The sequence below is a fragment of the Bradyrhizobium sp. 1 genome, assembly GCF_023073315.1.
Classification (GTDB): domain Bacteria; phylum Pseudomonadota; class Alphaproteobacteria; order Rhizobiales; family Xanthobacteraceae; genus Bradyrhizobium.
This window is the reverse complement of record NZ_JADPJH010000011.1, coordinates 78,517-104,483: the sequence shown is the minus strand read 5'-3', so window position 1 is coordinate 104,483 and position 25,967 is coordinate 78,517. Positions and strand designations below refer to the sequence as shown.

The following is a 25,967-nucleotide window of genomic DNA, read 5'->3' as shown; positions in this document are numbered from 1 at the left end:
GCCCCTCACCCCAACCCTCTCCCCGTAAGAACGGGGAGAGGGAGAGAAACTCCTTTCACCTTCTTGGCGCCGCGACCCGGGTCGGCTCGGCACTCGTCAACTCGGCGAGTTTTGCGCGCGCGGCTTCGCGGGTGCCGGCATCCTTGCCGACCGGCAGCGCCAGCGCGGCTTCGAAATCAGCGCGCGCGTCGTCAGCCTGGCCGCGGGCGAGGAATGCGAGGCCGCGGCCGAGGCGGGCCTGCGGATCGGACGGGTCGAGGCGGACCGCCGTGTTGTAGCTCAGGATGGCGCGATCGAGATCGCCGCTGGCGGCGAGCGCCAGGCCGCGCTGGTGATAGGGCGCAGCGAGCCTGGGATCGTGCGCGATCGCCTCGTCATAGTCCTCGATGGCGAGCGCGAGGTCGCCGTTCTGCTGCCGTGCGAGCGCGCGGTCGCGATAGAGCGAGGCGCGGTTGGGATTGAGGTGGATGGCCTCGTCGAAATCGGCGATCGCCCGCCGCAAGTCGCCGTGGCGCAGCGCGATCCGCCCGCGCCCTTCATAGGCAAACGCAATCAGCGATCCCCGGAGCGGCGAGAACCCGATCACGGCCGAACAGACGTCGGGCTCGTCCTCGTCCCCGCAATTGACGACCGTGTGCGTGGACAGGCCGACGAGCGCGCCGAGGACGATCAGCAAGGGTACGGCGGTTTTGGTCATCTTCGACGGCGGCAGGCGGAGGGCCGGCCACGCATCCCCTTTCGAAGGAAGTGTCACGCCGAGGTGTTAACACCGGCCGCGATGATCCTGTGTGCGCCAGGTCACAAAGGCATGTGCAAATCCCGGCGGTTCCATCAACCCCAAGGACCAGGAGAAGGCCCGCGCGAAGGACCGCGTGATGGGTCACGTGACGACGAACGGCCCCACGGTCCTTGCGGCGGATAGTTCTCGTTGGCGCCGACCGACGGCGCCGCCTGCGCGCCGAGCTCGGCTGCAAGCTGCTGGAGCGCCGCGATGCGATTCTGCGTCGAGGGATGGGTCGTGAACAGATTGTCCACGCCGTGGCCTGACAGCGGATTGATGATGAACATGTGCGCGGTCGCAGGATTTCGCTCCGCCTCGAAGTTCGGGACCTGATGCGCGGCGCTCTCGATCTTCAGCAGCGCCGACGCCAGCCACATCGGCTGCCCGACGATGCGCGCGCCGAGATCGTCCGCGGCATATTCCCGGGTGCGGCTGATCGCCATCTGCACCAGCATGGCGCCGAGCGGGGCGAGGATCATCATCAGGATCGAGCCGACGATGCCCGGGCCGTTGTTGTCGCGATTGCCGCCGAAGAACATGCCGAACTGGGCGAGCATGGAGATCGCACCGGCGATGGTCGCGGTAATGGTCATCAGCAACGTGTCGTGATGCTTGATATGTGCGAGCTCATGCGCGATGACGCCGGCGAGCTCCTCGCGGCTGAGCTGGTGCATCAGGCCGGTGGTGACGGCGACGGCGGCGTTCTCGGGATTGCGGCCGGTCGCGAACGCGTTGGGCTGCGCCTCGTCCATCACAAACACCCGCGGCATCGGCAAGCCCGCGCGGCCCGCAAGCTCGGCGACGAGCCCGACCAGTTCCGGCGCGCTTCCGCGGTCGACCTCATGGGCGCCGTACATCGAGAGCACCGCGCGGTCGGAGTTCCAGTAGGCGAAGAGATTGGTCGCCGCGGCAATGACCAGCGCGATCATGGCGCCGGCGGCACCGCCGATCAGATAGCCCACGCCCATGAACAGGGCGGTGAGGCCTGCGAGCAGCATTGCGGTCCGAAGATAGTTCATGGCCGTCTCCCGGGCGCGGCCGCGGGCAAGCCTCTGGCCGGCAAGCATGAGGTGGGGATGACCCCGGCCCGGCCGCAAGGTTTCAAGGTGCGTCGCGGAGCCGCGGCACTGGTTTGAGCCAGATCATTCCATTAAAGTTCGTCGAGAATCCAAGCGTCTCCTCCCTTGCGGAAACCTCATGCTCCAGACCCGATTTGCGATCGCGGCCGCCGCTCTGCTCACGCTCGCCCTTCCCGCCTCCGCCCAGTTCGGTCCACCCCCCGCAAAGCCCGCGGTTCCGAAGGCCACTGCGCCTTCTCCGCGCGCGGCGTCGTGCCATAGTGGGGCGAGCTTCGATCGCTTCCTGGCGGACGTGAAACAAAAGGCCGTCGCGGCCGGCGTATCGCAGCGGACAATGTCCGAGGCTTCGCCTTACCTCGTCTACGACCAGGGCATCGTCAATCGCGACCGCGGCCAGCGTGTGTTCGGCCAGCTCTTCACCGAATTCGCCGGCCGCATGGCGGCGCCCTATCGCATGCAGAACGGCCAGCAGCACATCAAGTCCCACGCGGCTGCGTTCGCGCGCGCGGAGAAGGAATTTGGCGTGCCGCCGGCGGTGATCGCCGCGTTCTGGGGACTGGAGAGCGATTTCGGCGTCAACATGGGCAATCTGCCGACGCTGAAATCGCTGGTGTCGCTGGCCTATGACTGCCGGCGCTCCGAGATGTTCGTCAACGAGACCATCGCTGCGCTGAAGATCATCGACCGCGGCGATCTCACGCCCGACGAAATGGTCGGCTCCTGGGCCGGCGAGCTCGGCCAGACGCAGTTCCTGCCCGTGCATTACGTCAACTACGCCGTCGACTATGACGGTGACGGGCGGCGCGATCTCCTGCGCAGCGAGGACGACGTGATCGGCTCGACCGCGAACTACATCGCCAACGGATTGAAGTGGCGGCGCGGCGAGCCGTGGCTGGAGGAGATCAAGGTGCCGCAAACCCTGCCGTGGGATCAGACCGATCTCACGGTGCAGCTGCCGCGCTCGAAATGGGCCCAGCTTGGCGTCACCTATCCCGATGGAAGGCCGCTGCCGAACGACAATCTTGCCTCCTCCGTGCTGCTGCCGATGGGACGCTCTGGGCCGGCCTTCATGGCGTATGCGAATTTCGCGGCCTATACCGCGTGGAATAACTCGCTGATCTATTCAACCACTGCGGGCTATCTCGCCACCCGCATCGCGGGCGCCGCGCCGATGCGCAAGCCGTCGACACCGGTCGCGCAACTGCCGTTCAACGAGCTCAAGCAATTGCAGCAGCTTCTGGTCCAGGCCGGCTTCAACGTCGGCAAGGTCGACGGCGTGCTGGGCCAGCAGAGCCGTGCCGCGGTGAAGGCGATGCAGATCAAGTACGGTCTGCCGGCGGATTCCTGGCCGACCACGGAGCTCTTGGCCCGGATGCGCGGCGGCGGTACGGCACAGGCGCAGCCGGCAAGCGCGGTCCGGTAGAATTTTCGCACCGCACAAGCCGCTCCCACGATTGTATTTTTCCATGATGCTCCCATGTGAGTGGCTCAGGTTTTCTCCTGAGATTTCCCCACCATTGAAGCGAGCATCACATGTCCTTCCACGACGCCGTCGTCCCCGCCTATTTGCAAATGCTGAACAGCCTCACCGGCCTGCTCACCAAGGCCGAGGCGCATTGCGCAGCCAAAAAGGTCGACCCGAGCGTCCTGCTGGGCTCCCGCCTCTTCCCGGACATGCTGCCGCTGTCGAAGCAGATCCAGCTCGTCAGCGATTTCGCCGCCAAGGGTTGCGCCCGGCTGACGCATAGCGAAGTGCCCGCGACGCCCGACACCGAGACCAGCTTTGCCGAGTTGAAGCAGCGGCTGGCCAAGACCATCGACTATGTGAAGTCGTTCAAGCCCGAGCAGTTCGAGGGTGCCGACACCAAGGACGTCACCTTCCCGGCCGGCCCCGACAAATCCATCACCATGAAGGGCCAGCAATTCCTCAGCGCATTCTCGCTGCCGAACTTCTATTTCCACGCCGCGACCGCCCACGGCCTTCTGCGCCACGCCGGCGTCGAGATCGGCAAACGCGATTTCATGGGCGCGAACTGAGTTATCAAATCAATCACACGGCTACGGCAGCAGAAATGCGCTGCCGTAGCCAGGATTGCACATGAATTATGCTACGCGGTCCTTGCCGCGTAGCTCGCCTGCACTTTCCGTATGGCTCGTCCCTTGCGCTGATTGCCGCGATGCACAAGTGTTCCGGACCTCTCACCGCCTGGAAGCGTTCCCATGAGCCGTCCGACCAAATTGTTTGAGACCTATAAACTTGGCCCGATCACGCTGGCCAACCGTTTCGTGATGGCGCCGCTGACGCGTAACCGCGCCGTTCCCGGCACATTCGTACCCGGCGCGCTCGCCGCCGATTACTACGCCCAGCGCGCCTCCGCAGGACTTCTGATTACCGAAGCCAGCCAGGTCTCGCAGCAGGGTCAGGGCTACCAGGACACCCCCGGCATCTATTCGAAGGACCAGGTCGCGGGCTGGCGCAAGGTCACCGATCAGGTGCATGAGCGCGGCGGCAAGATCTTCATCCAGCTCTGGCATGTCGGCCGCATCTCGCATGTCGACCTCCAGGCGAACGGTGTCGCTCCGGTCGCGCCGAGCGCGATCCGCGCCAAGGGCAAGACCTTCGTGAACGGCGGCTTTGCCGATGTCTCCGAGCCCCGCGCGCTCGAGCTCTCCGAAATTCCGGGGATTATCGACGACTTCAAGCGCGCCACCAAGAATGCGCTCGAGGCCGGCTTCGACGGCGTCGAGATTCACGGCGCCAACGGCTATCTGCTCGAGCAGTTCGCCAAGGACGGCACCAACAAGCGTACGGACGCCTATGGCGGCTCCATCGAGAACCGCGCGCGGCTGACGCTTGAAGTCTCCAAGGCCGTCGTCGCCGAGGCCGGCGCTGAACGGACCGGCATCCGCATCTCGCCCGTGACGCCCGCGAACGATATCTCGGACTCGAATCCGCAAGCCTTGTACGACCATATCGTCGACGGCCTCAGCGCGCTGAAGCTCGTCTATCTCCATGTCGTCGAAGGCGCCACGGGCGGCCCGCGCGACATCGCACCGTTCGACTATGCGGGCATCCGCAAGCGCTTTGCCGGCGCCTACATCGCCAACAACGGCTACGACTTCGAACTCGCGACCAAGGTGCTGGACGCGAACGCGGCCGATCTCATCGCCTTCGGCAAGCCGTTCATCTCCAACCCCGATCTCGTCGAGCGCCTGAAGGCAGGCGCGACGCTCAACGACTGGGACAAGAACACGTTCTACGGCGGCGGCGCCAAGGGGTACACGGACTATCCGGCGCTGGCGGCTGAGCCGGCGGAGTAAGGCTGTCTTCGTCGCTCCATTCTTCGTCATTGCGAGGAGCGAAGCGACGAAGCAATCCAGACTGCCTCCGTGGAAAGAGTCTGGATTGCTTCGCTTCGCTCGCAACGACGATGTGGAAGCAGATGCGCTCCCCAGAAAGAAAAAGGCCGGGATCGCTCCCGGCCTTTTTTTGTTGCCCGCAGCCGCATCACGCCGCGTAGCGGTTGAACTTGGACTTCGAGATCGAGGTGGCCGCGACGTGGACGTGCTGCGCCAGCTCGGCCTCGGCACGTTCTTTCGTCCAGCGCGTGGTCGGCACCGAGATGTTGATCGCGGCAACGGCACGGCCGTGCTCGTCGATGATGGGAGCGGCGACCGAAATGTCGCCCATCACGGTCTCGTTCATGATGACGGCATAGCCGCGTTGGGCCGCGACGCGAACGCGCTCCAGCAGGACCTTCGGGTCGATCACCGTGAAGGGCGTCAGCGGCGCCCGCGGTGTCCGCTTCAAAAGATCGAGCCGTTCCTCCTCGGGCAGCGCCGACAGGATCGCGGTGCCGGACGCCGTGAAGAAGGTCGGCAACCGGCTGCCGATCACGATGTCGATGTTGATGAGATGCGCACCCGGAAAGCGCGCCACGAAGACGACCTCATGGCCGTCCAGCTCGTGCAGATTGGTCGTCTCCCCGAGATTGCGGCTGATCTCGAGCAGGTAGGGCGAGGCCCGGTCGATCAAATCGTTGGCCTTGAGATAGCTGTGCGAGAACTGGAGCACTTTCGAGGTGAGGCCATAGTTGCGCGTGCCCTCGATCCGCTTGAGATAGCCGAGCGTCTCGAGGGTGTAGACGAGGCGCTGGGTGGCGCTGCGGTCGAGATCCGCCGCGCGCGCGATATCGGCCAGCGTCATGTAGCGCTGCGGCCCGTCGAAGGCGTGCAGAACCTGGAACGCCTTCTCGGTCGAGCCGACGAACAGGGACGAGCGCGCGTCGTCGGCCTTGTCCGCCGTTTTCGCGACGGGTTTGGCGGCCTTTGTCTTGGCGGTGCGGCCGCTGCTACGCGCCATGCTGCCATCCCCTCATGCAATGCCCTCCGAGATCGCCAGCTGCCGGCCGAGTTCGGCGCGGAGCGACGCGACCAGCGCCGGCGCCGGCTGGACCAGTGGCGCCAGCATGCGCGGCGCCTCGACGCCGACGAGATCCATCACCGCCTTCATCGGACCGGGATTGGTCTCGGCGAACGCCATGTTCATCAGCGGAATCAGCCGGCGATGAAGGCCGAGTGCTTCGGCGGTCTTGCCGGCTGTCGCAGTCTCGTAGACCTGGCGCCAGGCGCGCGGCAAGAGACACGCGGTGACGATGATGCCGCCCTTCGCGCCGGCTGCGAGGTGCAGCGGAAACAGGCTGTCCTCGCCGCTCAGCACCGCAAAGCTGTCGTCGACGCCGGCCACGACCTGGAGGAAATGGTACATGTCGAGGTTACAGGCCTTCATGCCGATGATGTTGGGATGCCTGGAGAGCTCATGCAGGATCTTGGGCTCGATCGCGATCCGGGTGCGATAGGGAATTTCGTAGATCAGGATGGGCACGGGCGAGGCATCGGCATAGCGCAGGAAATAGTCGCGAACGCCCGCCTGAGTCGGATTGGTATAATATGGCGTAAGAACCAGCAGGCCGTCCACGCCCTCAGTGGCGAATTCACGGCCGGCCTGGAGGGCATCGTGGAAACCGGTGTCGAGCACGCCTGCAATGACCGGGCCCTTGCCCGCCATCGCCTTCACCGACAGGCCCGCCATCTTGATGCGCTCGGCACGCGCCAGCGCGCCGTATTCGCCGGTGCCGCCGAGCGGCACCACGCCGTCGATGCCCTGCTTGTTGAGCCAGGTGAACATGGCCGAGACCGCGGCGGCATCGATGGTGTCGTCGGCCTTGACCGGGGTCGGGATGGCCGGGAACAGGCCGCGGAGGCGATTGGCAGTGAGCATGATTAAGAACCTCTGGTTGGGAAGAGGGGCGGCTATCTCGCGGCAGCACGCCGGCGCAGGCGTTCGGCGACGAAGATCAGCAGCCCCATGAAGACGAACAGGCAAGTCGAGACGGCGGCGATCGCGGGCGAGACCTGAAGCGTCACCTCGTCCCAGAACTGCTTGGGCAGTGTCGCGTTGAGGCCACCGGTCGCAAACAGCGCGATGGTGAGCTCGTCGAACGAGGTCGCGAAGGCGAACAGGAACGACGACATCATGCCGGCGCCGAGGATCGGGAAGGTGATGTAGCGCAGCGTCGCGATCGGGCCCGCGCCAAGGCTCTGCGCGGCATGGTCGAGCCGCGTGTCGTAATTGCGCAGCACGGCCATCATGGTCATGACGACGTAAGGCACGGCAACGACGGTGTGCCCGAGAACGAGGCCGAATGCGCTGCCGACCAGGCCCATCTGCGCGAAGACGTAGAACAGCCCGACCGCGATGATCATGCGCGGAACGACGATCGGCGACAGGATGAAGGCGAGCCAGGCCGCCTTGCCGCGGATATCGCTGCGCACCAGCAGGAACGCGGCGGGGGTGCCGATCAGCATCGCGAGCAGCCCGGTGCCTATACCGACCAGCAGCGAGCGCAGCATCGCCTGGGTCCAGAGCGGCGAATTCAGCACCGTCTCATACCAATGCAGCGTAAAGCCCTGCGGCGGCCAGTTGAGGCCGCCGTTGCCGAACGAGAGCGGGATCATCAGGATGGTCGGGGCGCTGATGATCAGCAGCATGGTCCAGACGAAGACCTGCAAACCCATCCCGGCCTGATCGAGATTGCGCTCGCGACGGCGTGACGGCAGCAGCAGAATGATGCGGTCCGAGATCGCACCGAGCAGCGTAAGGAGCGCATCGCCCGCCTTCGTCAGCGGACCCGACAAACGCGACGGCGCCGTGTTGCGCGATGCAGATCCGCCGGTCATGGTCGACAGGCCGAGCAGCCGGTCATAGGCGGCAAAGACAACGAGGACGACGACCAGCAACAGCACCGAGATCGCGCCGGCAAAACCCCAGTTCATGGTCTGCTGGACCTGATCGATGATGAGCTGCGTGATCATGGTCTCGCGGCGCCCGCCGAGCAGCGCCGGCACAATGAAGAAACCGATCGCGGTGACGAACACCATGATCCCCGCTGCGGCGACGCCGGGCAGCGACAGCGGAAAATAGATCTTCCAGAACGCCATGCCCGGCCGCGCCCCGAGCGTTGCAGCCGCGCGCGGCAAGGTGCGGTCGATGTTCTCCATCACCGAGAGCATGGTCAGTACGGCGAGCGGAAGCAGCGCATTGACCATGCCGACCAGCACGCTGCCGAAATTGTAGAGCAGGCTCGCCGGGCTCGAGATGATGCCGAGCGAGATCAGCGTCTTGTTGATGACGCCGTTGCGGCCGAGCAGCACGATCCAGGCGAAGGCGCGGACCAGGAAGCTGGTCCAGAACGACAACAGCACCCAGAACAGCAGCGTCGCCTTGCGCTCCTTGCCGACGACCGAAATCAGATAGGCGATCGGATAGCCCGCGACGACGCAGACCAGCGTGGTCGCCAGCGAGATCTTCAGCGTGATCAGGAGAACGTCGAGATAGACCGAGGAGGCAAAGAGCTGGCGATAGGGCGCGAGCGTGAAGCCATTGTCGCCATAGACACTGAGCAGCAGCAACTGGCCGACGGGATAGACCAGGAACAGCACGAGCAGCAGCACCAGCGGCGCGCCCATCGCGGCCCGCGTCCAGGCCTGCCTTCGCGATATGGCACGCATGCCGGCCAAGCTCAGATCCCCCCGTCGTGGATCGCGACGGCGTCCGCCGCATGCCATCCGAGCGATAGACGCTGGCCGATCTCATAGGGCGCCGAGCCGCTGCGGGTCGGATGCGCGGCAACGAGCTGCGGCAGGCCCGCCGTCTCCGGTGCAATGTAGAGCCGCGTCAGGCTGCCGCTGATCATCACGTCCGTGATCCGGCCGGAAAGCATGCCGCTGCCCGCCTCGGCCACCACGAGGTTCTGCGGGCGCACCATGACCTTGATCGGCTCGCCGGCGGCGAAACGAGAGCCGTTTCCGACCGCGCGCGAAGCCGCGGCCTGCTCCGTCAGGACGATATCGAGCCCCTCGCCGTCGACGCCACGCACGGTTGCCTTGAGCAGATTGGATTCGCCGAGAAAGTCGGCGACGAACACCGAGCGCGGCCGGAAGTAGAGATCCTGGGGCGTGCCGAGCTGCTCGATCGCGCCCGCGTTCATCAGGCAGATGCGATCCGACATGGTCATCGCCTCCTCCTGGTCGTGGGTGACGTAGACGATTGTGGTGCCGAGCTCGCGGTGGATGCGCTTGATCTCGAGCTGCATCTGGTCGCGCAGCTTCTTGTCGAGCGCGCCGAGCGGCTCGTCCATCAGGATGATCGCGGGGCGATAGACGATGCAGCGCGCCAGCGCGATGCGCTGCTGCTGGCCGCCGGACAATTCGCGCGGGTAGCGCTTTGCAACGTGCGGCAGGTGTACCGTCTCCAGCGCCTCGGCGGTGCGCCGGCGCGCTTCGGCGTCAGCGACCTTCCGCATCTTCAGTGGAAACGCGATGTTGTCCTCGATCGTCATGTGAGGAAACAGCGCGTAGTTCTGAAACACGACGCCGATGTCGCGCGCATAGGCAGGGCTACGCGTGACGTCGGTGTCGTCGATCAGGATCCGCCCCTCGTCGGGATGGGCGAGGCCCGCGATCAGGCTGAGCATCGTCGTCTTGCCCGATCCCGACGGGCCAAGCAGGGTGAGGAACTCCCCCTTGGCCACGTCGAGGCTGGTCGGCGCCAGCGCGACGAAATCGCCATAGCGCTTGCACAGCTCGTGAATGCGCAAGCTCGACGAGACCATGGGCCGCTCCGATCGGTTTGATCCGGTCAAGCCAGGATCCAGCTGTTGAAGCGCTCGATGACGGCGGCCTGGTTGTCGTACCAGAATTTCGCATCGATCTTCAGCCCGGCCTTGATGTTGTCGGGATAGGTCGGACAATTCTTGGCGATCTCCGGCTTGATGTAGTTGAAGGCCTCCGGCTGGGTGAGGCCGGCCGGGAAATATTCGACGAGAGCCGCCTGCCGCTTCGGATCGGAAGCGAACTTGATGAACTCGCGGCAGGCATCCGCATTCGGCGTGCCGGCGAGGATCGACCAATTGTCGGCGCCCCAGACCCCCTGGTTCCAGACGATCTCGACGGGCGCTCCGGCCGCCTGCGCGGACTGCGCGCGCGACACCCAGGTCGGAAGCAGGTCGATCTCGCCCGAGGTCAGCATCTGCTCGACCTGCGCGCCGCTGGTCCACCACACCGCGACCTGCGACTTGATCTTGTCGAGCGCGGCAAAGGCCTTGGTGAGATCGCAAGGGTAGACCTGCGCGGTCGCTGCGCCCGCACCCATCAGCGCTTCCTCGATCGTGTCGAACGGGTGCTTGCGCACCGAGCGGCGTCCGGGGAAGTCGGTCACGTTCCAGAAATCGGCCCAGGATTGCGGTGCCTTGCGGCCCTTGAAGGCGTCGGTGCGATAGGCGAGCACGGTGGTGTAGACGTTGGTTGCAACGCCATAGGGCGAGGCGAATTCAGCCGGGATCGATTTGATCACCGGCTCGGATTCGAGGCCGTGCTTCTCCAGATATTGCTTGCCGCTGGTGGTCAGGATCTGGATCGCGGGCCAGGAGATCTTGGCCATGTCCCAGGTGTAGTTCCTGGTATCGACCATGGTCTTGATCTGGGCGACCGGCTCGGCATTGGCCTGCACCCCGACCACCTCGATGCCGGTCGCTTCCGTGAACGGACGGTAGAACACCGCGCCATAGGCCTTGGTGTAGATGCCGCCGTCATCGCGCACGACGATGCGCTTGCCCGCGGCGCGAGACGGCGACCAGACAGACGGGGCGGCGAGTGCGACGGCGCCGGCTCCTGCGCTGAGCAGAAGGCGGCGGCGGGAGGTGATGATCTTCGGTGCGTTGGTCATGTCAGTCCCCTGTTTGCGATGGTGCGATGGTCGGCGAAGCAGCTGCGGCATCGGACGCGGATGGCGGCGGCAGCACGTGGCCGGGATTGAACAGGCCCGACGGATCGAACGCCTGCTTGACTGCGCGCATCAGCGCGAGCTCGACCGGCGGCTTGTAGCGGGACATCTGCTCCATCAACGTGCGGCCGACGCCATGCTCGGCGCTGAAGGTGCCGCGCAGCGAAGCCGCGACATCGTTGACGGCATGGCGGATGCGTTCCCCGACCGCGTCGCGATCGTCCAGGGCATCCCATTCCGCGAAGCTGAAGAAGGGAATGAGATGGACGTTGCCGTCACCCATGTGGCCGACGATGACGAACGGCAGATCCGGGATGATGGCGTGGACCGCGCTCATGGCCTGCGCGATGAAGGCGGGCACCGCCGATACCGGGACCGCGCTGTCCGAGGTGAGGCCGACACCAGCCTTCTTGTTGGCTTCCGACACGCTGTGACGCACCAGCCACATCGCCTTGCGCTGCGCTTCACTCGCGGCGACCACGCCATCGCTAATCAGCCCCGCCTCGAGCGCGCGCTCGAGCACGGCCTGCATCGTGGCGGCGAGCTCTGCGGCATCGCCGGTGTCGGACAGTTCGACCAGGACGTGCCAGCTGTCGATCTGCGCGACCGGGCAACGCCGGCCCGGCAGTTGCTCGAGCACGAGCGCGATCTGCTTCGCGTTCATCAGCTCGAAAGCCGAGAGCCGCGAACTGCAGGCGGCCTGGAACAGGCCGAGCACGTCAAGGGCCGCTTGCGGACTGTCGACTGCAAGCCAGGCCACAGCCTCCGCCGTCGGCAGCGGCTGCAGCTTCAGCACCGCGCCGGTGATGATGCCGAGCGTCCCCTCGGAGCCGATGAAGAGATGCTTGAGGTCGTAGCCGGTGTTGTTCTTGCGCAGCGCATATAGTCCGTCCCAGATCGCGCCGTCCGGCAGCACGACCTCGAGGCCGAGCACGTTGTCGCGCGTATTGCCGTAGCGCAGCACGCCGGTGCCGCCGGCATTGGTGGCGATGTTGCCGCCGATCTGGCACGAGCCTTCGGCACCGAGACTGACCGGATAGAGCCGGCCCGCGGCCACGGCCGTCTCCTGAATCGTCGCAAGCACGCAGCCGGAATCGACCACCATGGTGTTGTTGACGGGATCGAGCGAGCGGATTTTCCGCATCCGCGTCAGCGCGACGATCACCGGCGGCCTGCCCTGCCCCGTCGGCGTCGCGCCGCCGCACAGGCTGGTGTTGCCACCCTGCGGCAGCACGGGCGTGCCGTCCGCGATGCAGAGCCGGACGATGGCGGCGACCTGCTCGGTGCTGGACGGGAGAACCGCGCACAGCGCCGGCGCCCGATAGCGGCCGCGCCAATCCTCGGTGAGGCCCGCGAGGTCCTCCTCGCGCGTCAGCACGGCCGTGTCGCCCAGCAATCGCTTGAACGCCTCGATCAATGCCATCAGCAGCCTCCGGGACGGGCCGACGCTGGCCCAACGGCTTTTGCGAAAGTAATCGAAGTACGATTACTTCAATCGCATTATGCTGATAATGAATTCGGTATGACAGGGAGTCAAGCGGCGGCCTCCGCCTGCGTCGCGGGGACGCGCCTCCAACGGCGTTGCGAGCGCAGCGAAGCAATCCAGAATCCCTCCGCGGAGACAGTCCGGATTGCTTCGTCGCAAGGACTCCTCGCAATGACGTGGAGAGGCGGCCCGCGATACGGCGCACAAAGAAAAAAGGCCGGGATTGCTCCCGGCCTTTCGTTTTGGATGACGCTCTGCGCGTCGCTTACTTGGCTTCCGCGCGCTTGGGCGGGGTCGCCGGCCACGACTTGATCAGCGTGTCGTAGTCGACCGTCTCGCCCTTCGGCTTCTCGTTGGCGAGCTTGCGCTGCGGAGCAATCGTGCCGTCCTTCTGGGCCTTGGCGAACCAGAACTCGGCCGACTCCTTCTTGTGCAGCTTCGGACCGCAGGCGCCCTGCACGCCGGACTTCTCCAGACGCTCCATCACGGAGTCCTGGGCAGCGGCCAGTGCGTCCATCGCGGCTTGCGGCGTCTTCGAACCGGACGACGCATCGCCGATGTTCTGCCACCACAGCTGCGCGAGCTTCGGATAGTCGGGCACGTTGTTGCCGGTCGGGGTCCACTGCACGCGCGCCGGCGAGCGGTAGAACTCGATCAGGCCGCCGAGCTTCGGCGCACGCTCGGTGAAGGACTTGTCCCAGATGTCGGATTCACGAATGAAGGTGAGACCGACATGGCTCTTCTTCAGCGACACCGTCTTGGAGACGATGAACTGGAGATACAGCCAGGCTGCCTTGCGGCGATCCGCCGGGGTCGACTTCAGAAGCGTGAGCGAGCCCGCGTCCTGATAGCCGAGCTTCATGCCTTCCTTCCAGTACGCACCGTGCGGCGACGGAGCCATACGCCATTTCGGCGTACCGTCCGCGTTCATCACGGCGATGCCCGGCTTCACCATGTCGGCGGTGAAGGCGGTGTACCAGAACATCTGCTGGGCGATGTTGCCTTGCGCCGGGACCGGGCCGGACTCGGAGAACGTCATGCCCTGCGCCTGCGGTGGAGCGTACTTCTTCATCCACTCGAGGTACTTCGTGATCGAGTAGACCGCGGCCGGACCGTTGGTGTCGCCACCGCGCTCGACCGAGGAGCCGACCGGGCGGCAGCCTTCCATGCGGATGCCCCACTCGTCGACCGGCAGACCGTTCGGAATGCCCTTGTCACCGTTGCCGGCCATCGACAGCCAGGCGTCGGTGAAACGCCATCCGAGCGAAGGGTCCTTCTTGCCATAGTCCATATGGCCGTAGACCTTGACGCCGTTGATCTCCTTGATGTCGTTGGTGAAGAACTCGGCGATGTCTTCATAGGCCGACCAGTTCACGGGCACGCCGAGCTCGTAGCCATATTTGGCCTTGAACTTGGCCTTGTAGTCGGGGTTGGTGAACCAGTCGTAGCGGAACCAGTAGAGGTTGGCGAACTGCTGGTCGGGAAGCTGGTAGAGCTTGCCATCCGGCGCGGTACCGAACGACTTGCCGATGAAGTCGTTGACGTCGAGCTTGGGATCGGTGACGTCCTTGCCCTCGCCGGTCATGTAGTCCGACAGCGCGATCGTGCTGCCGTAACGGAAGTGCGTTCCGATCAGGTCGGAATCGTTGATCCAGCCGTCATAGACGTTCTTGCCGGACTGCATCTGGGTCTGCAGCTTCTCGACGACGTCACCTTCCTGGATGATATCGTGCTTGAGCTTGATGCCGGTCAGCTCGGTGAACGCCTTGGCGAGCGTCTGCGACTCGTATTCGTGGGTCGCGATGGTCTCGGAGACGACGTTGATCTCCATGCCCTTGAAGGGCTCGGCGGCCTTGGCGAACCACTCCAGCTCCTTCTTCTGCTCGTCCTTCGACAGCGTCGAGGGCTGGAATTCAGCGATCCACTTCTGGATCGTTGCGTCGTCGGCGGCGCGAACCGGCGCCGAGACGGCGAACGACACCGCAATCATTGCAGCGGCGCTCGACATCGTCAGAAAGCTGTTCTTGAAGCTATTCTTGGTCAATGGACGTTCCCTTCTCCTAAACTGTCGCATGTTGTTCCTCCGTTGCAGCGACAAACTTTTATACAGACCCGGATTGCCCCCGGATCTGGCCGTTCCTTCGCGAGCTTCAGACCGTGCGAAAAATGAGCGCGGCCGTGACAAGCGAAATTCCTGATGCGAGCCACAGGCTCGAAATCTCAAACCCTTCCTCGCCGATCGGCAGCGTGGCGAGCGCGTCGGTGCCGGCGAAGGCGATCCACAGAAGGTGAATGACGGCTGCCGTGATCAGCGAGATGAACAGGCGGTCGCCGCGCGTGGTCGGGATGCGCAGCACGCCGACACGTTCGGCTTCCGGGTAGACCGCGGCAAGATACGTCATGACCGCAAGCGTACAGGCGAGCGCGGCGAAGAAGATCGCCGTCGGCGGCGTCCAGGCCATCCATGCGATAGATTCCATTGATGCCTCCTCAGACGCGGCCGAGCGCGAAACCGCGCGCGATGTAGTTACGAACGAACCAGATCACCAGCGCGCCCGGAATGATGGTGAGCACGCCGGCGGCTGCCAGGAGCCCCCAGTCCATGCCCGCCGCCGACACCGTGCGCGTCATGATGGCCGCGATCGGCTTGGTCTGCACCGAGGTCAGCGTGCGCGCGAGCAGCAGCTCGACCCAGGAGAACATGAAGCAGAAGAAGGCGGCGACGCCGATGCCGCTCGCGATCAGCGGCACCAGGATCCTGATGAAGAAGCGCGGGAAGGAATAGCCGTCCAGGAAGGCAGTCTCGTCGATCTCGCGCGGCACGCCGGAGACGAAGCCTTCGAGGATCCACACCGCCAGCGGCACGTTGAAGATGCAATGCGCGAGCGCAACCGCCCACGGCGTATCGAACAGCCCGATCGCCGAATAGAGGTTGAAGAACGGCAGCGCATAGACCGCCGCCGGCGCCATCCGGTTCGACAGCAGCCAGAAGAACAGATGCTTGTCGCCGAGGAAGCGGTAGCGCGAGAACGCGTAGGCCGCCGGCAACGCCACCGAGATCGAGATGATGGTGTTGAGGATGACGTATTCCAGCGAGTTGATGTAACCGGAATACCAGCTCTCGTCGGTGAAGATGCGCTTGTAGTGCTGCAGCGTCGGCGTGTGCGGCCACAGCGTCATCGTCGAGACGATCTCGGCATTGGTCTTGAAGCTCATGTTGACGAGCCAGTAGATCGGCAACAGCAGGAAGATCAGGAACAGCCCCATGATCAGGCGGCGGCCGGGGATCGAGTGCATCACGCGGCTCCTTCCTGGGGTTTCCGTTCGCTGCCGGCATTGGTCATGACGGTGTAGAAGATCCAGCAGACGATCAGGATGATCAGGTTATAGACCAGCGAGAGTGCGGCGGCCTTGCCGAGGTCGAACTGGCCGAGCGCGATCTTGACGAGCTCGATCGACACGAAGGTGGTTGAGTTGCCGGGCCCGCCGCCGGTGACGACGAACGGTTCGGTGTAGATCATGAACGAGTCCATGAAGCGCAGCAGCACCGCGATCAGCAGCACACGGTTCATCTTCGGCAGCTGGATCGCCTTGAACACCGCCCAGCGCGAGGCGCCGTCGATTTGGGCTGCCTGGTAGTAGGCCTCCGGGATCGACTTCAGGCCGGCATAGCACAGCAGCGCGACGAGACTGGTCCAGTGCCAGACGTCCATCACAATGACCGTGATCCAGGCATCGACGGCGTTCGAGACGTAATTGTAGTCGATGCCGATGGCATTGAGCGTATAGCCGAGCAGGCCGATGTCGGGCCGGCCAAAGATCTGCCAGATGGTGCCGACCACGTTCCACGGAATCAGCAGCGGCAGCGCGAGGGTGACGAGGCAGGCCGCGACCGTCCAGCCGTCGCGCGGCATCGACAGCGCAACCACGATGCCGAGCGGCACCTCGATCGCGAGGATCACCAGCGAGAAGAACAGATTGCGGCCAAGCGAAGCCAGGAAGCGGCCACCGAGATCGGTCGAGGGATCAAGCAATTCCTTGAACCAGCCGACGCCGTTCCAGAAGAACTGGTTGTTGCCGAAGGTGTCCTGCATCGAATAGTTCACCACCGTCATCAGCGGCAGCACCGCCGAGAAGGCAACGACCAGGAACACCGGCAGCACCAGGAACCAGGCTTTTTGGTTGACGGTCTTGTCCATCAGGCGGCTCCCTCCACCAGAAGGCTGTCGGCATAGACGTGGATGTGCGCCGGATCGAATTTCAGCCCGGCCGTGCCGTCCGAACTGGTGAAGCCGTTTGGCGCGCGGGCGGCGAGTTTTGCGTCGCCGACGCGCACGCGCGCAAAGCGGATGCGGCCGAGATCGTCGATGCGCTCGATTTTTGACGTGAGCAGGCCAGGCGCAGGCGTAACCGCATCGACGAATTCGGGTCGCACGCCGATCTCGATCCTGGCGCCATCAGGTAGATTATCGTAAGCGCGGTTGAGCGCGATGACGTGGCCGTCGATGCGCGCCTCGCGTCCCCTCACCTCGGCCGGAATGATGTTCATGCCGGGCGAGCCGATGAAATAGCCCACAAAAGTGTGTGCCGGCTTGTCGAACAGCTCGGCCGGCGTGCCGCTCTGCACCACGCGGCCGTCATGCATGACGACAACGGTATCGGCGAAGGTCAATGCCTCGGTCTGGTCGTGGGTGACGTAGATCATCGTGAGATCGAGTTCGCGATGCAGCGCCTTCAGCTTGGAGCGAAGCTGCCATTTCAGCTCGGGATCGATCACCGTTAGCGGCTCGTCGAACAGGACGGCGGCGACGTCGGAGCGGACGAGGCCGCGGCCGAGCGAAATCTTCTGCTTGGCGTCGGCCGTGAGCCGCGTCGCCTTGCGGTTCAGATAGGGCTCGAGATCGAGCAGGCGACCGATCTCGGCGACGCGCTTGTCGATCTCGGCCTTCGGCACGCCCCGGTTCTTCAGCGGAAATGCCAGGTTCTGCCCCACCGTCATGGTGTCGTAGATCACCGGAAACTGGAACACTTGGGCGATGTTGCGCTTCTGGGTTGACAGCGGTGTGATGTCCACCTCGTCGAACAGGATTTTCCCGCGCGACGGCGTGATGATGCCGGAGATGACGTTGAGCAGTGTGGTCTTGCCGCAGCCGGACGGGCCGAGCAGCGCATAGGCGCCGCCCTGCCGCCAGGTCATGGTCACCGGTTTCAGCGCGAAAGTTTCCTGCGGCGCATCATTGCCGCCGTAGGAATGGGCGAGATCGACGAGGTCAATGCGGGCCATTGCGCATCTCCCTCAGGATTGACCGGGAGCGGCGACCAAACGGTCAGCCGCATCGAACACAAAAACATCGTTCGGATCGAGCACGGCGTCCAGCATCTGGCCGGGCTCGAACTCGTGCACGCCGTGCAGCACCGCCACCCAGTTCGAACCGTCGCGGGTCAGATGCACGAAACTCTCCGAACCGGTGATCTCGGTCACCGTGACAGTGGCATGGAAGGCGTGACGGTCGGTCTCGCCATTGGCAAGCGCAAGCTGATGGGCGCGAAAGCCGACGCGATAGGTGCCATCGGCCAGCGACGAATAAAGACCGGAGGCCGGCGACGCCGCGCCGCCGGCATATGCGACGTGACCGTTCTTCTTCTCGATGCCGACCAGGTTGAGCGGCGGATCGGAAAACACCTGCGCGACGCGCAGCGTCTGCGGACGGCGATAGACATTGGCGGTCTCGCCGATCTGGAGCGCCTTGCCTTGCCACATGCAGACCGTGTTGCCACCGAGCAGCAGCGCCTCGGTCGGCTCGGTCGTCGCATAGACGAAGATCGCGCCGGAGGCCTCGAAGATGCGGGGTAGCTCGGCGCGCAGCTCCTCGCGCAGCTTGTAGTCGAGATTGGCGAGCGGCTCGTCGAGCAGCACGAGATCGGCGCCCTTGACCAGCGCGCGCGCAATCGCGGTGCGCTGCTGCTGGCCGCCGGAGAGCTGGAGCGGCGTGCGCTTGAGGAACGGCTCGAGCCGCAGCAGCCTTGCGGCCTCCGCCACGCGCGTCTCGATCTCCGCGCGCGGCTTGCCCTGCACGCGCAGGGGCGAGGCGATATTCTCGTAAACCGTCAGCGAGGGATAATTGATGAACTGCTGATAGACCATCGCGACCGAACGCTTGCGCACGTCGGCGCCGGTGACGTCTTTGCCGTTGACCAGCACCTTGCCCGAGGTCGGCTTGTCGAGCCCGGCGAGCAGCCGCATGATCGAGGTCTTGCCCGACAGCGTCGGCCCGAGCAGCACGTTGAGCGTGCCGCTCTCGAGCGTCAGCGAGACGTCGCGGATGTGCTCGATACCGTCGACTGTCCGGGTCACGTGATCGAGTGTCACGGTCATGAGCGTCCTCCCGCTTCCAGCAGGGGACTTTGCGGCACGGCGTGGGCCCTGATCCAGTCGTCAAGCGCGGCGACCTCGTCGACAGATAGTCGCAGGCCGAGCTTGGAGCGGCGCCAGACGATGTCCTCGGCGGTGACGGCCCATTCGTTGGCCATGAGGTAGCGGACCTCGCGTTCGGTCAGCGTGGCGCCGAAGGACTGGCCGAGGCCGGCAGCCGATTTCGCATCGCCGAGCAGCTTGATGGCGCGGGTCCCGTAGGCGCGTGCGAGCCGGCGCGCATGCTCGTGGCTGAGGAAAGGATAGCCGCGCTGGAGCTCGGCGATCAGCCCGTCGATGTCGGATACATTCATGTCGCCGCCCGGCAGCGGCCATTTCCCGGTCCAGCCCTCGCGCGCCTTCGCGCTGCGGAGATAGGGCGAAAGCCGCTCCAGCGCCTCCTCGGCGAGGCGACGGTAAGTCGTAATCTTGCCGCCATAGATAGAGAGCAACGGCACGCCGCCGGGCGTGTCGAGCTCGAACACGTAGTCGCGGGTTGCGGCCTTCGCTTCGCTGGCGCCGTCATCATAGAGCGGCCGCACGCCGGAATAGGTCCAGACCACGTCGTCGGACGTCACGGGCTTGGCCAGATATTCGCTCGCGGCGGCGCAGAGATACTGGATCTCCTCAGGTGTCGCCTTCACCTTGGCGGGGTCACCGTCATAGTCACGGTCAGTGGTGCCGATCAGCGTAAAGTCGTCCTGGTACGGGATCACGAAGATGATGCGGCCGTCTGCGTTCTGGAACATGTAGGCGCGGTCGTGGTCGTAGAGCTTTTTCACGACGATGTGCGAGCCCTGCACCAGGCGCACCTTGGCTTTCGCGTTGACGCCGGCGCCGCGACCGAGCACGTCCTCGACCCAAGGGCCGCCGGCATTGACCAGCGCCTTCGCCTGGACCTGCGAGCGCGCGCCGGTCAGCGTGTCGACCATGCTGACGGTCCAGATGCCGTCGGACTGCTTGATATCCGTCGCGCGGGTGCGGGTGCGGATCTCTGCGCCCTTGTCGGCGGCATCGCGCGCATTGAGCACGACGAGGCGGGCGTCATCGACGAAGCAGTCGGAATATTCGAACGCGCGGCTGTAGCGGTTCGGGATCAGCGGCTTGCCGACCTCGTCGCGCCGCAGATCCACCGATCGCGTCGCCGGCAGCAGGTGACGGCCGCCGATATGGTCATAGAGGAAGAGGCCGAGACGCAGCAGCCAGGCCGGACGCAGGCCGGCGTGATGCGGCAAAACGAAACGTAAGGGACGGATGATGTGGGGAGCGATGCCCCAGAGGATCTCGCGCTCGATCAGCGCCTCACGGACCAGCCGAAACTCGTAATATTCGAGATAGCGCAGCCCGCCATGCACCAGCTTGGTCGACCAGGACGACGTCCCGGAGGCCAGATCGTTCATTTCGCACAGGAAAACACTGTTGCCGCGGCCCACCGCGTCGCGCGCGATGCCACAGCCGTTAACACCGCCTCCAATGATGGCGAGATCGAAAATACGCTCCAACAGACGCATCCCCCGGCGACCACTCGTTCCGTCGAGTGGTTACTTTCGTTTTTGATTAGATCATACCAAAAAACGAAAGCAAGACGAAAGAGAGGCGATGAGAAGTGAAAGTGGAACTTTCTGAGGGGCAGTCCGGTGGAAAAATGAGCAATTTAGATGGTCATTCGAGACGCAACAGCGCTCTTGAATAGTCATCGAGGAGCAATATAGTCATAATAGTTTGATTGGTTGCAATCGTATGACAGACCACAGCAGCGCCTCTGACTCGCCACCGACTGACACTTGGACCCTTGCCAACGCCAAGGCGCGCCTGTCCGAGGTGATCGACCGCGCCCAAACCGGCCCCCAGATCATCACCCGTCACGGCAGGCCCAATGCCGTGATCGTTTCCGCCGAAGAATGGGCACGAAAGACCGTACGCAAAGGCACGCTCGCCGAATTCCTGCTGGCTTCGCCGCTGCGCGGTGCCGATCTCGAACTCGAACGCGTGCAGGACGAACCGCGCGACGAGCTGCCGTGAACCTGCTGCTCGACACCAACGTGCTGTCGGAGGTTCAGCGGCCGGCGCCTTCCCCGAAAGTATTGGCGTGGCTCGATACGGTCGATGAGGATCGCGCGTTCATCAGCGTTGCCTCGATCGCCGAACTTCGCCGCGGCATCGCCTTGCTGGATGACGGCCGTCGGCGCGCGGCACTGGCCGCGTGGCTCGCGCACGATCTGCCGGAACGTTTTGCTGAACGCATCCTGTCGATCGATCATGCAGTGGCGGAGCGTTGGGGCGACCTGATGGCGCAGAGCCGCCGCAGTGGCGTCGCGCTGTCCGTGATGGCCGGATTCTTTGCAGCGACCGCGCTCGCAAACAACCTCACGCTCGTTACGCGCAATGTGAAGGATTTTGCTGCATTCGGCGTACCGCTGCTCAACCCATGGGACGGCGAATAAGACGCCGGCCGGCCCGAAGCTCAGGGCAGTAACCCTGCCGCCCGATAGGCCTCGATCGCCTCGTCGTATACGGCGATGTCGCCTCGCCCGCGCGCGACGAGCTGTGCGCCACCGACGGCCGCGAAGATCGCGAGCGCCCGCTGCTCAATCGCTGCCGTTGCCGCCTTCTTTCCACGCGACAGCAATTTGACCAGCCACCGGATGTTGACGTCGGTAAACCTGTCGACCTCGGCCCTCACCTCTGCCGGCAAATCATCGTGCTCGGCGGCCATGATCCCGCACAGGCACATCCTGTTGTTGTTCGACAGCGCGGAACGGAAGACGTCCGTATACATCCTCATGCAGGCCCTGACGTCCTGCGAGGCTTCGAGGAACCCGTCGAAGATCTCGATCGCCTCGTCGGCATAGCGACGCGCAAGCGCGGCGCCGAGGTCGCCCTTGGTCGAGAAATGATAGTGGACGCTGGCGCTCTTGACGCCGACCTCCTTGGCCAGTTCGCGAAAGCTCAGGCCGTTGTAGCCGCGGGCCTGCACCATCGCGCGGGCCGCATCCATGATCATCTGCTTGGTATCGGCCGTCATCGTCGTCTCCGTCTATCTATCGATAGATAGCGCTTGACTCCGCCATTGCAAAGGCCCCATATCGACGACATGCCTATCTATCGATAGATAAAGGATCACTCTCGTGAGAATCTACGACCGGCCCGGATTCCCCAATCCGTCGCGCATTCGCATCGTTCTTTCCGAAAAAGGGCTCGACGACCAGGTTGCGTTCATCAGCGTCGATCTGATCGGGGCGGAGCACAAGCAGGCGCCGTTTCTCGCTATCAACCCGTCGGGGAAAATCCCGGTGCTCGAACTCGACGACGGCACCTTGATTTCGGAGTCGACGGCGATCACCGAATATCTGGACCAACTCGATGGCCATCCGGTCCTCACCGGCAGAACTCCGCGCGAGAAGGCGGTGATCCACATGATGCAGAATCGCGCCGAGGCCGAGCTGATGGGCGCAGTCGACGGCTACTTCCACTACGCCACGCCGGGTCTCGGGCCTGCGATGCAGCCCTATGTGGCTCCGGAGTGGATCGGCAGGAAGGAATGGGGTGAGCGGCAACGCGAAAGGGCCGTCCGCGGCATGACGTATTTTGACGGCGTGCTGAAGACCCAACCGTTCGTTGCCGGCGATGCATTCTCGATGGCCGATATCACGGTCTTTGCGAGCCTGGACTTCGCTGGCGCGGCGGGGATACCGATTCCCGATGAGTGCAAATCCCTCATGGCCTGGCGGGAAAAAATATCGAACCTGCCAAGCGTCAAGAACCGGACAGGTCGCGATTTCCTGCCGGAGGACCTCAAGCGCTTCGGCCTGTGAGCAGCGGCGTGATGTCCGCTCCGGATCGCTCGCAGCCATCTACGTGCATCGATTTGCACGTTTTTGAAGACGGACATCACCCGTTCTCGAACGCAAGGGTTAGCGCAGACGCACCACCGGTGCCGGCTCGGGCGAAGCGTCCTGCGTCTCGGTGGAGGCATCGTCGATTTCCGCCGCCCCCTTGGGCAACGCCTCCATCACCTCGATGCCCTTGCTGTGGCAAATGGTGGCAAGACGCTCGGGCAGTTCCTGATCGGTGACGAAGGTCTGAATCTGGCTGATATGGGCGATGCGCACCGGCGCGCTGCGGCGGAGTTTTGTGGAATCGGCAACCAGCATGACGGTGCGGGCGTTGGCGATGATGGCCTGGGCCACCTGCACCTCGCGATAGTCGAAGTCGAGCAGCGCGCCCTCCTCGTCGATCGCGGATGCGCCGATGATGGCATAATCGACCTTGAACTGGCCGATCAGCTGCGTCGCGGTCGAGCCGACCACGGCGCCGTCGGCGCGCCGCACCGTGCCGCCGGCAACCACCACCTCGATGCGGGGATGGCGGTAGAGCAGCATCGCGACATTGAGATTGTTGGTGATGACGAGGAGATCCTCGTGCGAGGTCAGCGCGCTCGCGACCTCCTCGGTCGTGGTGCCGATGTTGATGAAGAGCGAGCATCCGTTCGGGATCAGCGATGCGGCCGCAGCGCCAATCGCCTTCTTTTCGTCGGCGGCGACGAAACGCCGCGCCTCATAGGCGAGGTTTTCGACGCCGGAGGCGATGATGGCGCCGCCATGGATGCGGGTCAGCGAACGGCGCTCGCAGAGATCGTTGAGATCCTTGCGGATGGTCTGCGCCGAGACCTCGAACTTGCGCGCCAGCTCCTCGACCATGACGCGGCCCGAGGCGCGCGCGATGTTGAGGATTTCGGCTTGGCGATGGGTCAATCCGGTCACGGCAATAGCCTCAAATCAGGACGGTGCATGGTGCGGCGGTTCGCGCCGTTGGTCAATGCGCGCACTAATCACGGTTAACGGACAAGGCCTCTCTCACCATGCCATCGCGGCCGCGAGACGCACGAGCAGGTCCGGATCATCGAAGGCGCTGGCGGAGGAGATTGCGCCGGCGGCGACAAGGTCAGCATGACTGAGGCTGGTCCGGATGCCGATGGTCGGAATGCCGGCTGCCGTCGCCGATTGCACGCCGGTGCGGGAATCCTCGAACGCGATGGAGGCTGCGGCACTGCCGCTGACGAACCGCAGCCCTTCCTGATAGGGCAGCGGATGCGGCTTGCCGTGCGGCAGCTCGTCGCCGATCACGAGCGCCTTGAAGCGGCGGGTGATGCCGAGACCCGAGAGCAGCAGCTCGGCGTTGAGGCGCGGCGCGTTGGTCACGGCGACCATGGGAATGCCGGCAGCATCCGCCCGATCGAGCAATGCCATCAGGCCCGGCAGCGGCTCGATCTGCCCGGCGACGAGTTCGCGAAAGATTTCCTCCTTCTCCGCGAGGATCAAGGCGCGGCGTTCCGGCGCCTCGTCGGGCAGAAAGCGTTCACCGATCGCGACATTGGCGAAACCTTGCAGCTCCCTGGAGAAGCGCGCGTGATCGAACACATGGCCGCGCGGCCCCAGCACCTGGTTGAACGCCTTCAGGTGCAGCGGGTCGGTGTTGGCGAGCGTGCCGTCGATGTCGAACAGCAATGCCTTGCCGAGTGCTTCGATCATTTCTGTACCTTCCCGAATGCGCGATGCATCAATGCGGAAGACGTATCAATACAGCCTCAATCGCGCAATGACGCACGTGCATGACCACCACACGACACTCGACAAAGGCGCGCGCGGCTGTAACACTCCATGCAAGATCAAAAAGGAGGAAACAATGACGATCAACCGACGCGATCTGGCTCTCTCGACCCTTGTCGTCCCAGCTCTTGCTGTCTCGGCGCTTGCACTCACCACACCGGCGCTGGCCGCCTCGGCGGACGATGAGGCCGTGGCGAAGAAGGTCGAGGCCTTCCGCCTCGCCCAGATCGCGGCCGACCCGAAGGCGCTTGGCGCGCTTTGCGCTGACGAGGTGAGTTACAGCCATTCCAACGGCAAGGTGGAGGATAAGGCGACCTTCATCACGAACGCCACTGACGGCAAATCAAAGTTCCTGTCGATCGCGTATCAGGACCCGACCATCAGGGTCGTCGGCCCCGCTGCGATCGTGCGCTTCCACTGGGTCGCGGAACAGGAGATGACGGCCGATGGGAAGAAAGTGCCGACCAACCTTCACATCCTGATGAACTGGCAGAAGCAGGGCGACGAGTGGAAGCTGCTGTCGCGGGCCGCGACGAAGTTGTGATGCGTTCTTACCCTCTCCCCTTGCGGGAGAGGGTGGCTCGCCGCGGCGAGACGGGTGAGGAGTATGCTTCCGCGAGTAACTCTCTCGCTTCCAAATGCACCGATAGAACCCCTCATCCGGCGCTCCGCGCCACCTTCTCCCACAAGGAGAAGAAAAGTGCAGCAGCAACAAGGACTGCAAAAAATTCCGACCACGCTTTGTGCGTCAGAAATCGCGCCGCCTGGCGCAACGCAGCGTATTGCGACCTGACGCTCGACACAATCAAGTGCGGCTGCAACAGTGGGCGCAAGATCAAGGAAGGGGGATATGATGACACTGAATGGCGACCATGCTGCCACGACGGACCACGAGGCGGTGGCAAGGAACGTCGAGGCATTTCGCCTTGCCCAGATCGCGGCAGATCCGGAGGCCCTCAGCGCGCTGTGCGCGGACGATCTGAGCTATAGTCATTCCAGCGGCTTCCTCGAGGACAAGGCTGCCTTTATCGCCAACGCCACCGACGGCAAAACGGAATTCCTGTCGATTGCGTACAACGATCCGACCATCAAGATCGTTGGCCCTGCCGCGATCGTGCGCTTCCACTGGACGGCCGAGATGATAGCCGACGGCAAGAAAGTGGCAAACAGCCTTCACATCCTGATGAACTGGCTGAAGCAAGGCGACGAGTGGAAGTTGTTGTCGCGGTCCGCGACGAAATTGTGATGATGCTTCTT

General features: G+C 64.2%; 26 protein-coding genes. 8 read left to right on the top strand and 18 right to left on the bottom strand.

The window, feature by feature from the left end:
• Positions 1-55 precede the first annotated feature (55 nt).
• Together IVB29_RS05890 and htpX are read right to left on the bottom strand one after the other, a co-directional pair.
• A complete protein-coding gene (locus IVB29_RS05890) occupies positions 56-697 on the bottom strand; it encodes a tetratricopeptide repeat protein (protein ID WP_247502459.1) in 642 nt (213 codons plus the stop codon).
• Positions 698-831: 134 nt separating this feature from the next.
• Complete coding sequence (gene htpX, locus IVB29_RS05885; protein ID WP_247502458.1) at positions 832-1,800, bottom strand: zinc metalloprotease HtpX; 969 nt, start codon at positions 1,798-1,800, stop codon at positions 832-834.
• A 178-nt stretch (positions 1,801-1,978) separates the two neighbouring features.
• Here htpX and IVB29_RS05880 point away from each other — a divergent pair, with 178 nt between their 5' ends.
• From IVB29_RS05880 to IVB29_RS05870, 3 genes are all read left to right on the top strand, one after another.
• Entirely contained in the window at positions 1,979-3,283 is a 1,305-nt protein-coding gene (locus tag IVB29_RS05880; protein ID WP_247502457.1) for a lytic murein transglycosylase, read from the top strand.
• A gap of 110 nt (positions 3,284-3,393) precedes the next feature.
• Positions 3,394-3,897 (top strand): DUF1993 domain-containing protein, encoded by a 504-nt coding sequence (locus IVB29_RS05875; RefSeq protein WP_247502456.1) that lies wholly within the window; start codon positions 3,394-3,396, stop codon positions 3,895-3,897.
• A gap of 183 nt (positions 3,898-4,080) precedes the next feature.
• Positions 4,081-5,181 carry an alkene reductase gene (locus tag IVB29_RS05870; protein ID WP_247502455.1) on the top strand — a complete coding sequence of 367 codons (1,101 nt, stop codon included), beginning with the start codon at positions 4,081-4,083 and terminating at the stop codon, positions 5,179-5,181.
• A 187-nt stretch (positions 5,182-5,368) separates the two neighbouring features.
• On the opposite strand, the gene IVB29_RS05865 is transcribed toward IVB29_RS05870, so the two are convergent.
• From IVB29_RS05865 to glpD, 13 genes are all read right to left on the bottom strand, one after another.
• On the bottom strand, positions 5,369-6,223 hold the full coding sequence (locus IVB29_RS05865) for an IclR family transcriptional regulator (protein WP_247502454.1): 855 nt from the start codon (positions 6,221-6,223) through the stop codon (positions 5,369-5,371).
• A gap of 12 nt (positions 6,224-6,235) precedes the next feature.
• Positions 6,236-7,141, bottom strand: coding sequence for a 4-hydroxy-tetrahydrodipicolinate synthase (gene dapA, locus IVB29_RS05860; protein ID WP_247502453.1), 906 nt, complete (start codon positions 7,139-7,141; stop codon positions 6,236-6,238).
• A 32-nt stretch (positions 7,142-7,173) separates the two neighbouring features.
• Positions 7,174-8,931, bottom strand: a complete 1,758-nt coding sequence (locus tag IVB29_RS05855) for an ABC transporter permease subunit (RefSeq protein ID WP_247502452.1) — start codon at positions 8,929-8,931, stop codon at positions 7,174-7,176.
• A gap of 11 nt (positions 8,932-8,942) precedes the next feature.
• On the bottom strand, positions 8,943-10,034 hold the full coding sequence (locus IVB29_RS05850; protein WP_247502451.1) for an ABC transporter ATP-binding protein: 1,092 nt from the start codon (positions 10,032-10,034) through the stop codon (positions 8,943-8,945).
• Positions 10,035-10,060: 26 nt separating this feature from the next.
• Positions 10,061-11,146 carry an ABC transporter substrate-binding protein gene (locus tag IVB29_RS05845; protein ID WP_247502450.1) on the bottom strand — a complete coding sequence of 362 codons (1,086 nt, stop codon included), beginning with the start codon at positions 11,144-11,146 and terminating at the stop codon, positions 10,061-10,063.
• 1 nt (position 11,147) lies between these two features.
• Positions 11,148-12,626 (bottom strand): FAD-binding oxidoreductase, encoded by a 1,479-nt coding sequence (locus IVB29_RS05840; protein WP_247502449.1) that lies wholly within the window; start codon positions 12,624-12,626, stop codon positions 11,148-11,150.
• A 328-nt stretch (positions 12,627-12,954) separates the two neighbouring features.
• A complete protein-coding gene (locus IVB29_RS05835; RefSeq protein WP_247502952.1) occupies positions 12,955-14,697 on the bottom strand; it encodes an ABC transporter substrate-binding protein in 1,743 nt (580 codons plus the stop codon).
• 142 nt (positions 14,698-14,839) lie between these two features.
• Entirely contained in the window at positions 14,840-15,169 is a 330-nt protein-coding gene (locus tag IVB29_RS05830) for a DUF2160 domain-containing protein (RefSeq protein ID WP_247502448.1), read from the bottom strand.
• Between the two features lie 10 nt (positions 15,170-15,179).
• Positions 15,180-15,986, bottom strand: a complete 807-nt coding sequence (locus IVB29_RS05825) for a carbohydrate ABC transporter permease (protein ID WP_247502447.1) — start codon at positions 15,984-15,986, stop codon at positions 15,180-15,182.
• Positions 15,986-16,888 carry a sugar ABC transporter permease gene (locus IVB29_RS05820; RefSeq protein WP_247502446.1) on the bottom strand — a complete coding sequence of 301 codons (903 nt, stop codon included), beginning with the start codon at positions 16,886-16,888 and terminating at the stop codon, positions 15,986-15,988. Before IVB29_RS05820 ends, IVB29_RS05825 begins: the two co-directional genes overlap by 1 nt.
• The gene (locus IVB29_RS05815) at positions 16,888-17,973 is read right to left on the bottom strand and encodes an ABC transporter ATP-binding protein (protein ID WP_247502445.1); all 1,086 of its coding nucleotides are present in this window, start codon (positions 17,971-17,973) and stop codon (positions 16,888-16,890) included. The genes IVB29_RS05820 and IVB29_RS05815 overlap by 1 nt, the downstream gene beginning before the upstream one ends.
• 12 nt (positions 17,974-17,985) lie before the next feature.
• Positions 17,986-19,065, bottom strand: coding sequence for an ABC transporter ATP-binding protein (locus IVB29_RS05810; protein ID WP_247502444.1), 1,080 nt, complete (start codon positions 19,063-19,065; stop codon positions 17,986-17,988).
• Positions 19,062-20,612, bottom strand: a complete 1,551-nt coding sequence (glpD, locus tag IVB29_RS05805; protein ID WP_247502443.1) for a glycerol-3-phosphate dehydrogenase — start codon at positions 20,610-20,612, stop codon at positions 19,062-19,064. The genes IVB29_RS05810 and glpD overlap by 4 nt, the downstream gene beginning before the upstream one ends.
• A gap of 229 nt (positions 20,613-20,841) precedes the next feature.
• On the opposite strand from glpD, the gene IVB29_RS05800 reads away from it, so the two are divergent.
• Entirely contained in the window at positions 20,842-21,123 is a 282-nt protein-coding gene (locus IVB29_RS05800) for a type II toxin-antitoxin system Phd/YefM family antitoxin (RefSeq protein WP_247502442.1), read from the top strand.
• Positions 21,120-21,545: a type II toxin-antitoxin system VapC family toxin gene (locus IVB29_RS05795; RefSeq protein WP_247502441.1), complete on the top strand. Its 426-nt coding sequence runs from the start codon at positions 21,120-21,122 to the stop codon at positions 21,543-21,545. The genes IVB29_RS05800 and IVB29_RS05795 overlap by 4 nt, the downstream gene beginning before the upstream one ends.
• A gap of 20 nt (positions 21,546-21,565) precedes the next feature.
• On the opposite strand, the gene IVB29_RS05790 is transcribed toward IVB29_RS05795, so the two are convergent.
• Positions 21,566-22,126 carry a TetR/AcrR family transcriptional regulator gene (locus tag IVB29_RS05790; protein ID WP_247502440.1) on the bottom strand — a complete coding sequence of 187 codons (561 nt, stop codon included), beginning with the start codon at positions 22,124-22,126 and terminating at the stop codon, positions 21,566-21,568.
• Positions 22,127-22,229: 103 nt separating this feature from the next.
• Here IVB29_RS05790 and IVB29_RS05785 point away from each other — a divergent pair, with 103 nt between their 5' ends.
• Entirely contained in the window at positions 22,230-22,916 is a 687-nt protein-coding gene (locus IVB29_RS05785) for a glutathione S-transferase (RefSeq protein WP_247502439.1), read from the top strand.
• Positions 22,917-23,015: 99 nt separating this feature from the next.
• Here IVB29_RS05785 and IVB29_RS05780 read toward each other — a convergent pair whose 3' ends face one another.
• Both IVB29_RS05780 and IVB29_RS05775 read right to left on the bottom strand, forming a co-directional pair.
• On the bottom strand, positions 23,016-23,864 hold the full coding sequence (locus IVB29_RS05780; RefSeq protein ID WP_247502438.1) for a DeoR/GlpR family DNA-binding transcription regulator: 849 nt from the start codon (positions 23,862-23,864) through the stop codon (positions 23,016-23,018).
• A 93-nt stretch (positions 23,865-23,957) separates the two neighbouring features.
• Positions 23,958-24,632: an HAD-IA family hydrolase gene (locus tag IVB29_RS05775; protein ID WP_247502437.1), complete on the bottom strand. Its 675-nt coding sequence runs from the start codon at positions 24,630-24,632 to the stop codon at positions 23,958-23,960.
• 154 nt (positions 24,633-24,786) lie between these two features.
• Here IVB29_RS05775 and IVB29_RS05770 point away from each other — a divergent pair, with 154 nt between their 5' ends.
• The gene (locus tag IVB29_RS05770; protein ID WP_247502436.1) at positions 24,787-25,254 is read left to right on the top strand and encodes a nuclear transport factor 2 family protein; all 468 of its coding nucleotides are present in this window, start codon (positions 24,787-24,789) and stop codon (positions 25,252-25,254) included.
• A 306-nt stretch (positions 25,255-25,560) separates the two neighbouring features.
• The gene (locus tag IVB29_RS05765; protein ID WP_247502435.1) at positions 25,561-25,956 is read left to right on the top strand and encodes a nuclear transport factor 2 family protein; all 396 of its coding nucleotides are present in this window, start codon (positions 25,561-25,563) and stop codon (positions 25,954-25,956) included.
• Positions 25,957-25,967 lie beyond the last annotated feature (11 nt).

Bases quoted from the DNA above. Each gene is read 5' to 3' on its own strand.
- IVB29_RS05880 (WP_247502457.1), top strand. From the start codon at position 1,979: ATGCTCCAGACCCGATTTGCGATCGCGGCCGCCGCTCTGCTCACGCTC.
- htpX (WP_247502458.1), bottom strand. From the start codon at position 1,800: ATGAACTATCTTCGGACCGCAATGCTGCTCGCAGGCCTCACCGCCCTG.
- glpD (WP_247502443.1), bottom strand. From the start codon at position 20,612: ATGCGTCTGTTGGAGCGTATTTTCGATCTCGCCATCATTGGAGGCGGT.
- IVB29_RS05820 (WP_247502446.1), bottom strand. From the start codon at position 16,888: ATGGACAAGACCGTCAACCAAAAAGCCTGGTTCCTGGTGCTGCCGGTG.
- IVB29_RS05810 (WP_247502444.1), bottom strand. From the start codon at position 19,065: ATGACCGTGACACTCGATCACGTGACCCGGACAGTCGACGGTATCGAG.
- IVB29_RS05790 (WP_247502440.1), bottom strand. From the start codon at position 22,126: ATGACGGCCGATACCAAGCAGATGATCATGGATGCGGCCCGCGCGATG.
- IVB29_RS05850 (WP_247502451.1), bottom strand. From the start codon at position 10,034: ATGGTCTCGTCGAGCTTGCGCATTCACGAGCTGTGCAAGCGCTATGGC.
- IVB29_RS05800 (WP_247502442.1), top strand. From the start codon at position 20,842: ATGACAGACCACAGCAGCGCCTCTGACTCGCCACCGACTGACACTTGG.
- IVB29_RS05875 (WP_247502456.1), top strand. From the start codon at position 3,394: ATGTCCTTCCACGACGCCGTCGTCCCCGCCTATTTGCAAATGCTGAAC.
- IVB29_RS05845 (WP_247502450.1), bottom strand. From the start codon at position 11,146: ATGACCAACGCACCGAAGATCATCACCTCCCGCCGCCGCCTTCTGCTC.
- IVB29_RS05855 (WP_247502452.1), bottom strand. From the start codon at position 8,931: ATGCGTGCCATATCGCGAAGGCAGGCCTGGACGCGGGCCGCGATGGGC.
- IVB29_RS05890 (WP_247502459.1), bottom strand. From the start codon at position 697: ATGACCAAAACCGCCGTACCCTTGCTGATCGTCCTCGGCGCGCTCGTC.
- IVB29_RS05815 (WP_247502445.1), bottom strand. From the start codon at position 17,973: ATGGCCCGCATTGACCTCGTCGATCTCGCCCATTCCTACGGCGGCAAT.
- IVB29_RS05830 (WP_247502448.1), bottom strand. From the start codon at position 15,169: ATGGAATCTATCGCATGGATGGCCTGGACGCCGCCGACGGCGATCTTC.
- IVB29_RS05770 (WP_247502436.1), top strand. From the start codon at position 24,787: ATGACGATCAACCGACGCGATCTGGCTCTCTCGACCCTTGTCGTCCCA.
- IVB29_RS05825 (WP_247502447.1), bottom strand. From the start codon at position 15,986: ATGCACTCGATCCCCGGCCGCCGCCTGATCATGGGGCTGTTCCTGATC.
- dapA (WP_247502453.1), bottom strand. From the start codon at position 7,141: ATGCTCACTGCCAATCGCCTCCGCGGCCTGTTCCCGGCCATCCCGACC.
- IVB29_RS05870 (WP_247502455.1), top strand. From the start codon at position 4,081: ATGAGCCGTCCGACCAAATTGTTTGAGACCTATAAACTTGGCCCGATC.
- IVB29_RS05865 (WP_247502454.1), bottom strand. From the start codon at position 6,223: ATGGCGCGTAGCAGCGGCCGCACCGCCAAGACAAAGGCCGCCAAACCC.
- IVB29_RS05775 (WP_247502437.1), bottom strand. From the start codon at position 24,632: ATGATCGAAGCACTCGGCAAGGCATTGCTGTTCGACATCGACGGCACG.
- IVB29_RS05765 (WP_247502435.1), top strand. From the start codon at position 25,561: ATGATGACACTGAATGGCGACCATGCTGCCACGACGGACCACGAGGCG.
- IVB29_RS05835 (WP_247502952.1), bottom strand. From the start codon at position 14,697: ATGTCGAGCGCCGCTGCAATGATTGCGGTGTCGTTCGCCGTCTCGGCG.
- IVB29_RS05840 (WP_247502449.1), bottom strand. From the start codon at position 12,626: ATGGCATTGATCGAGGCGTTCAAGCGATTGCTGGGCGACACGGCCGTG.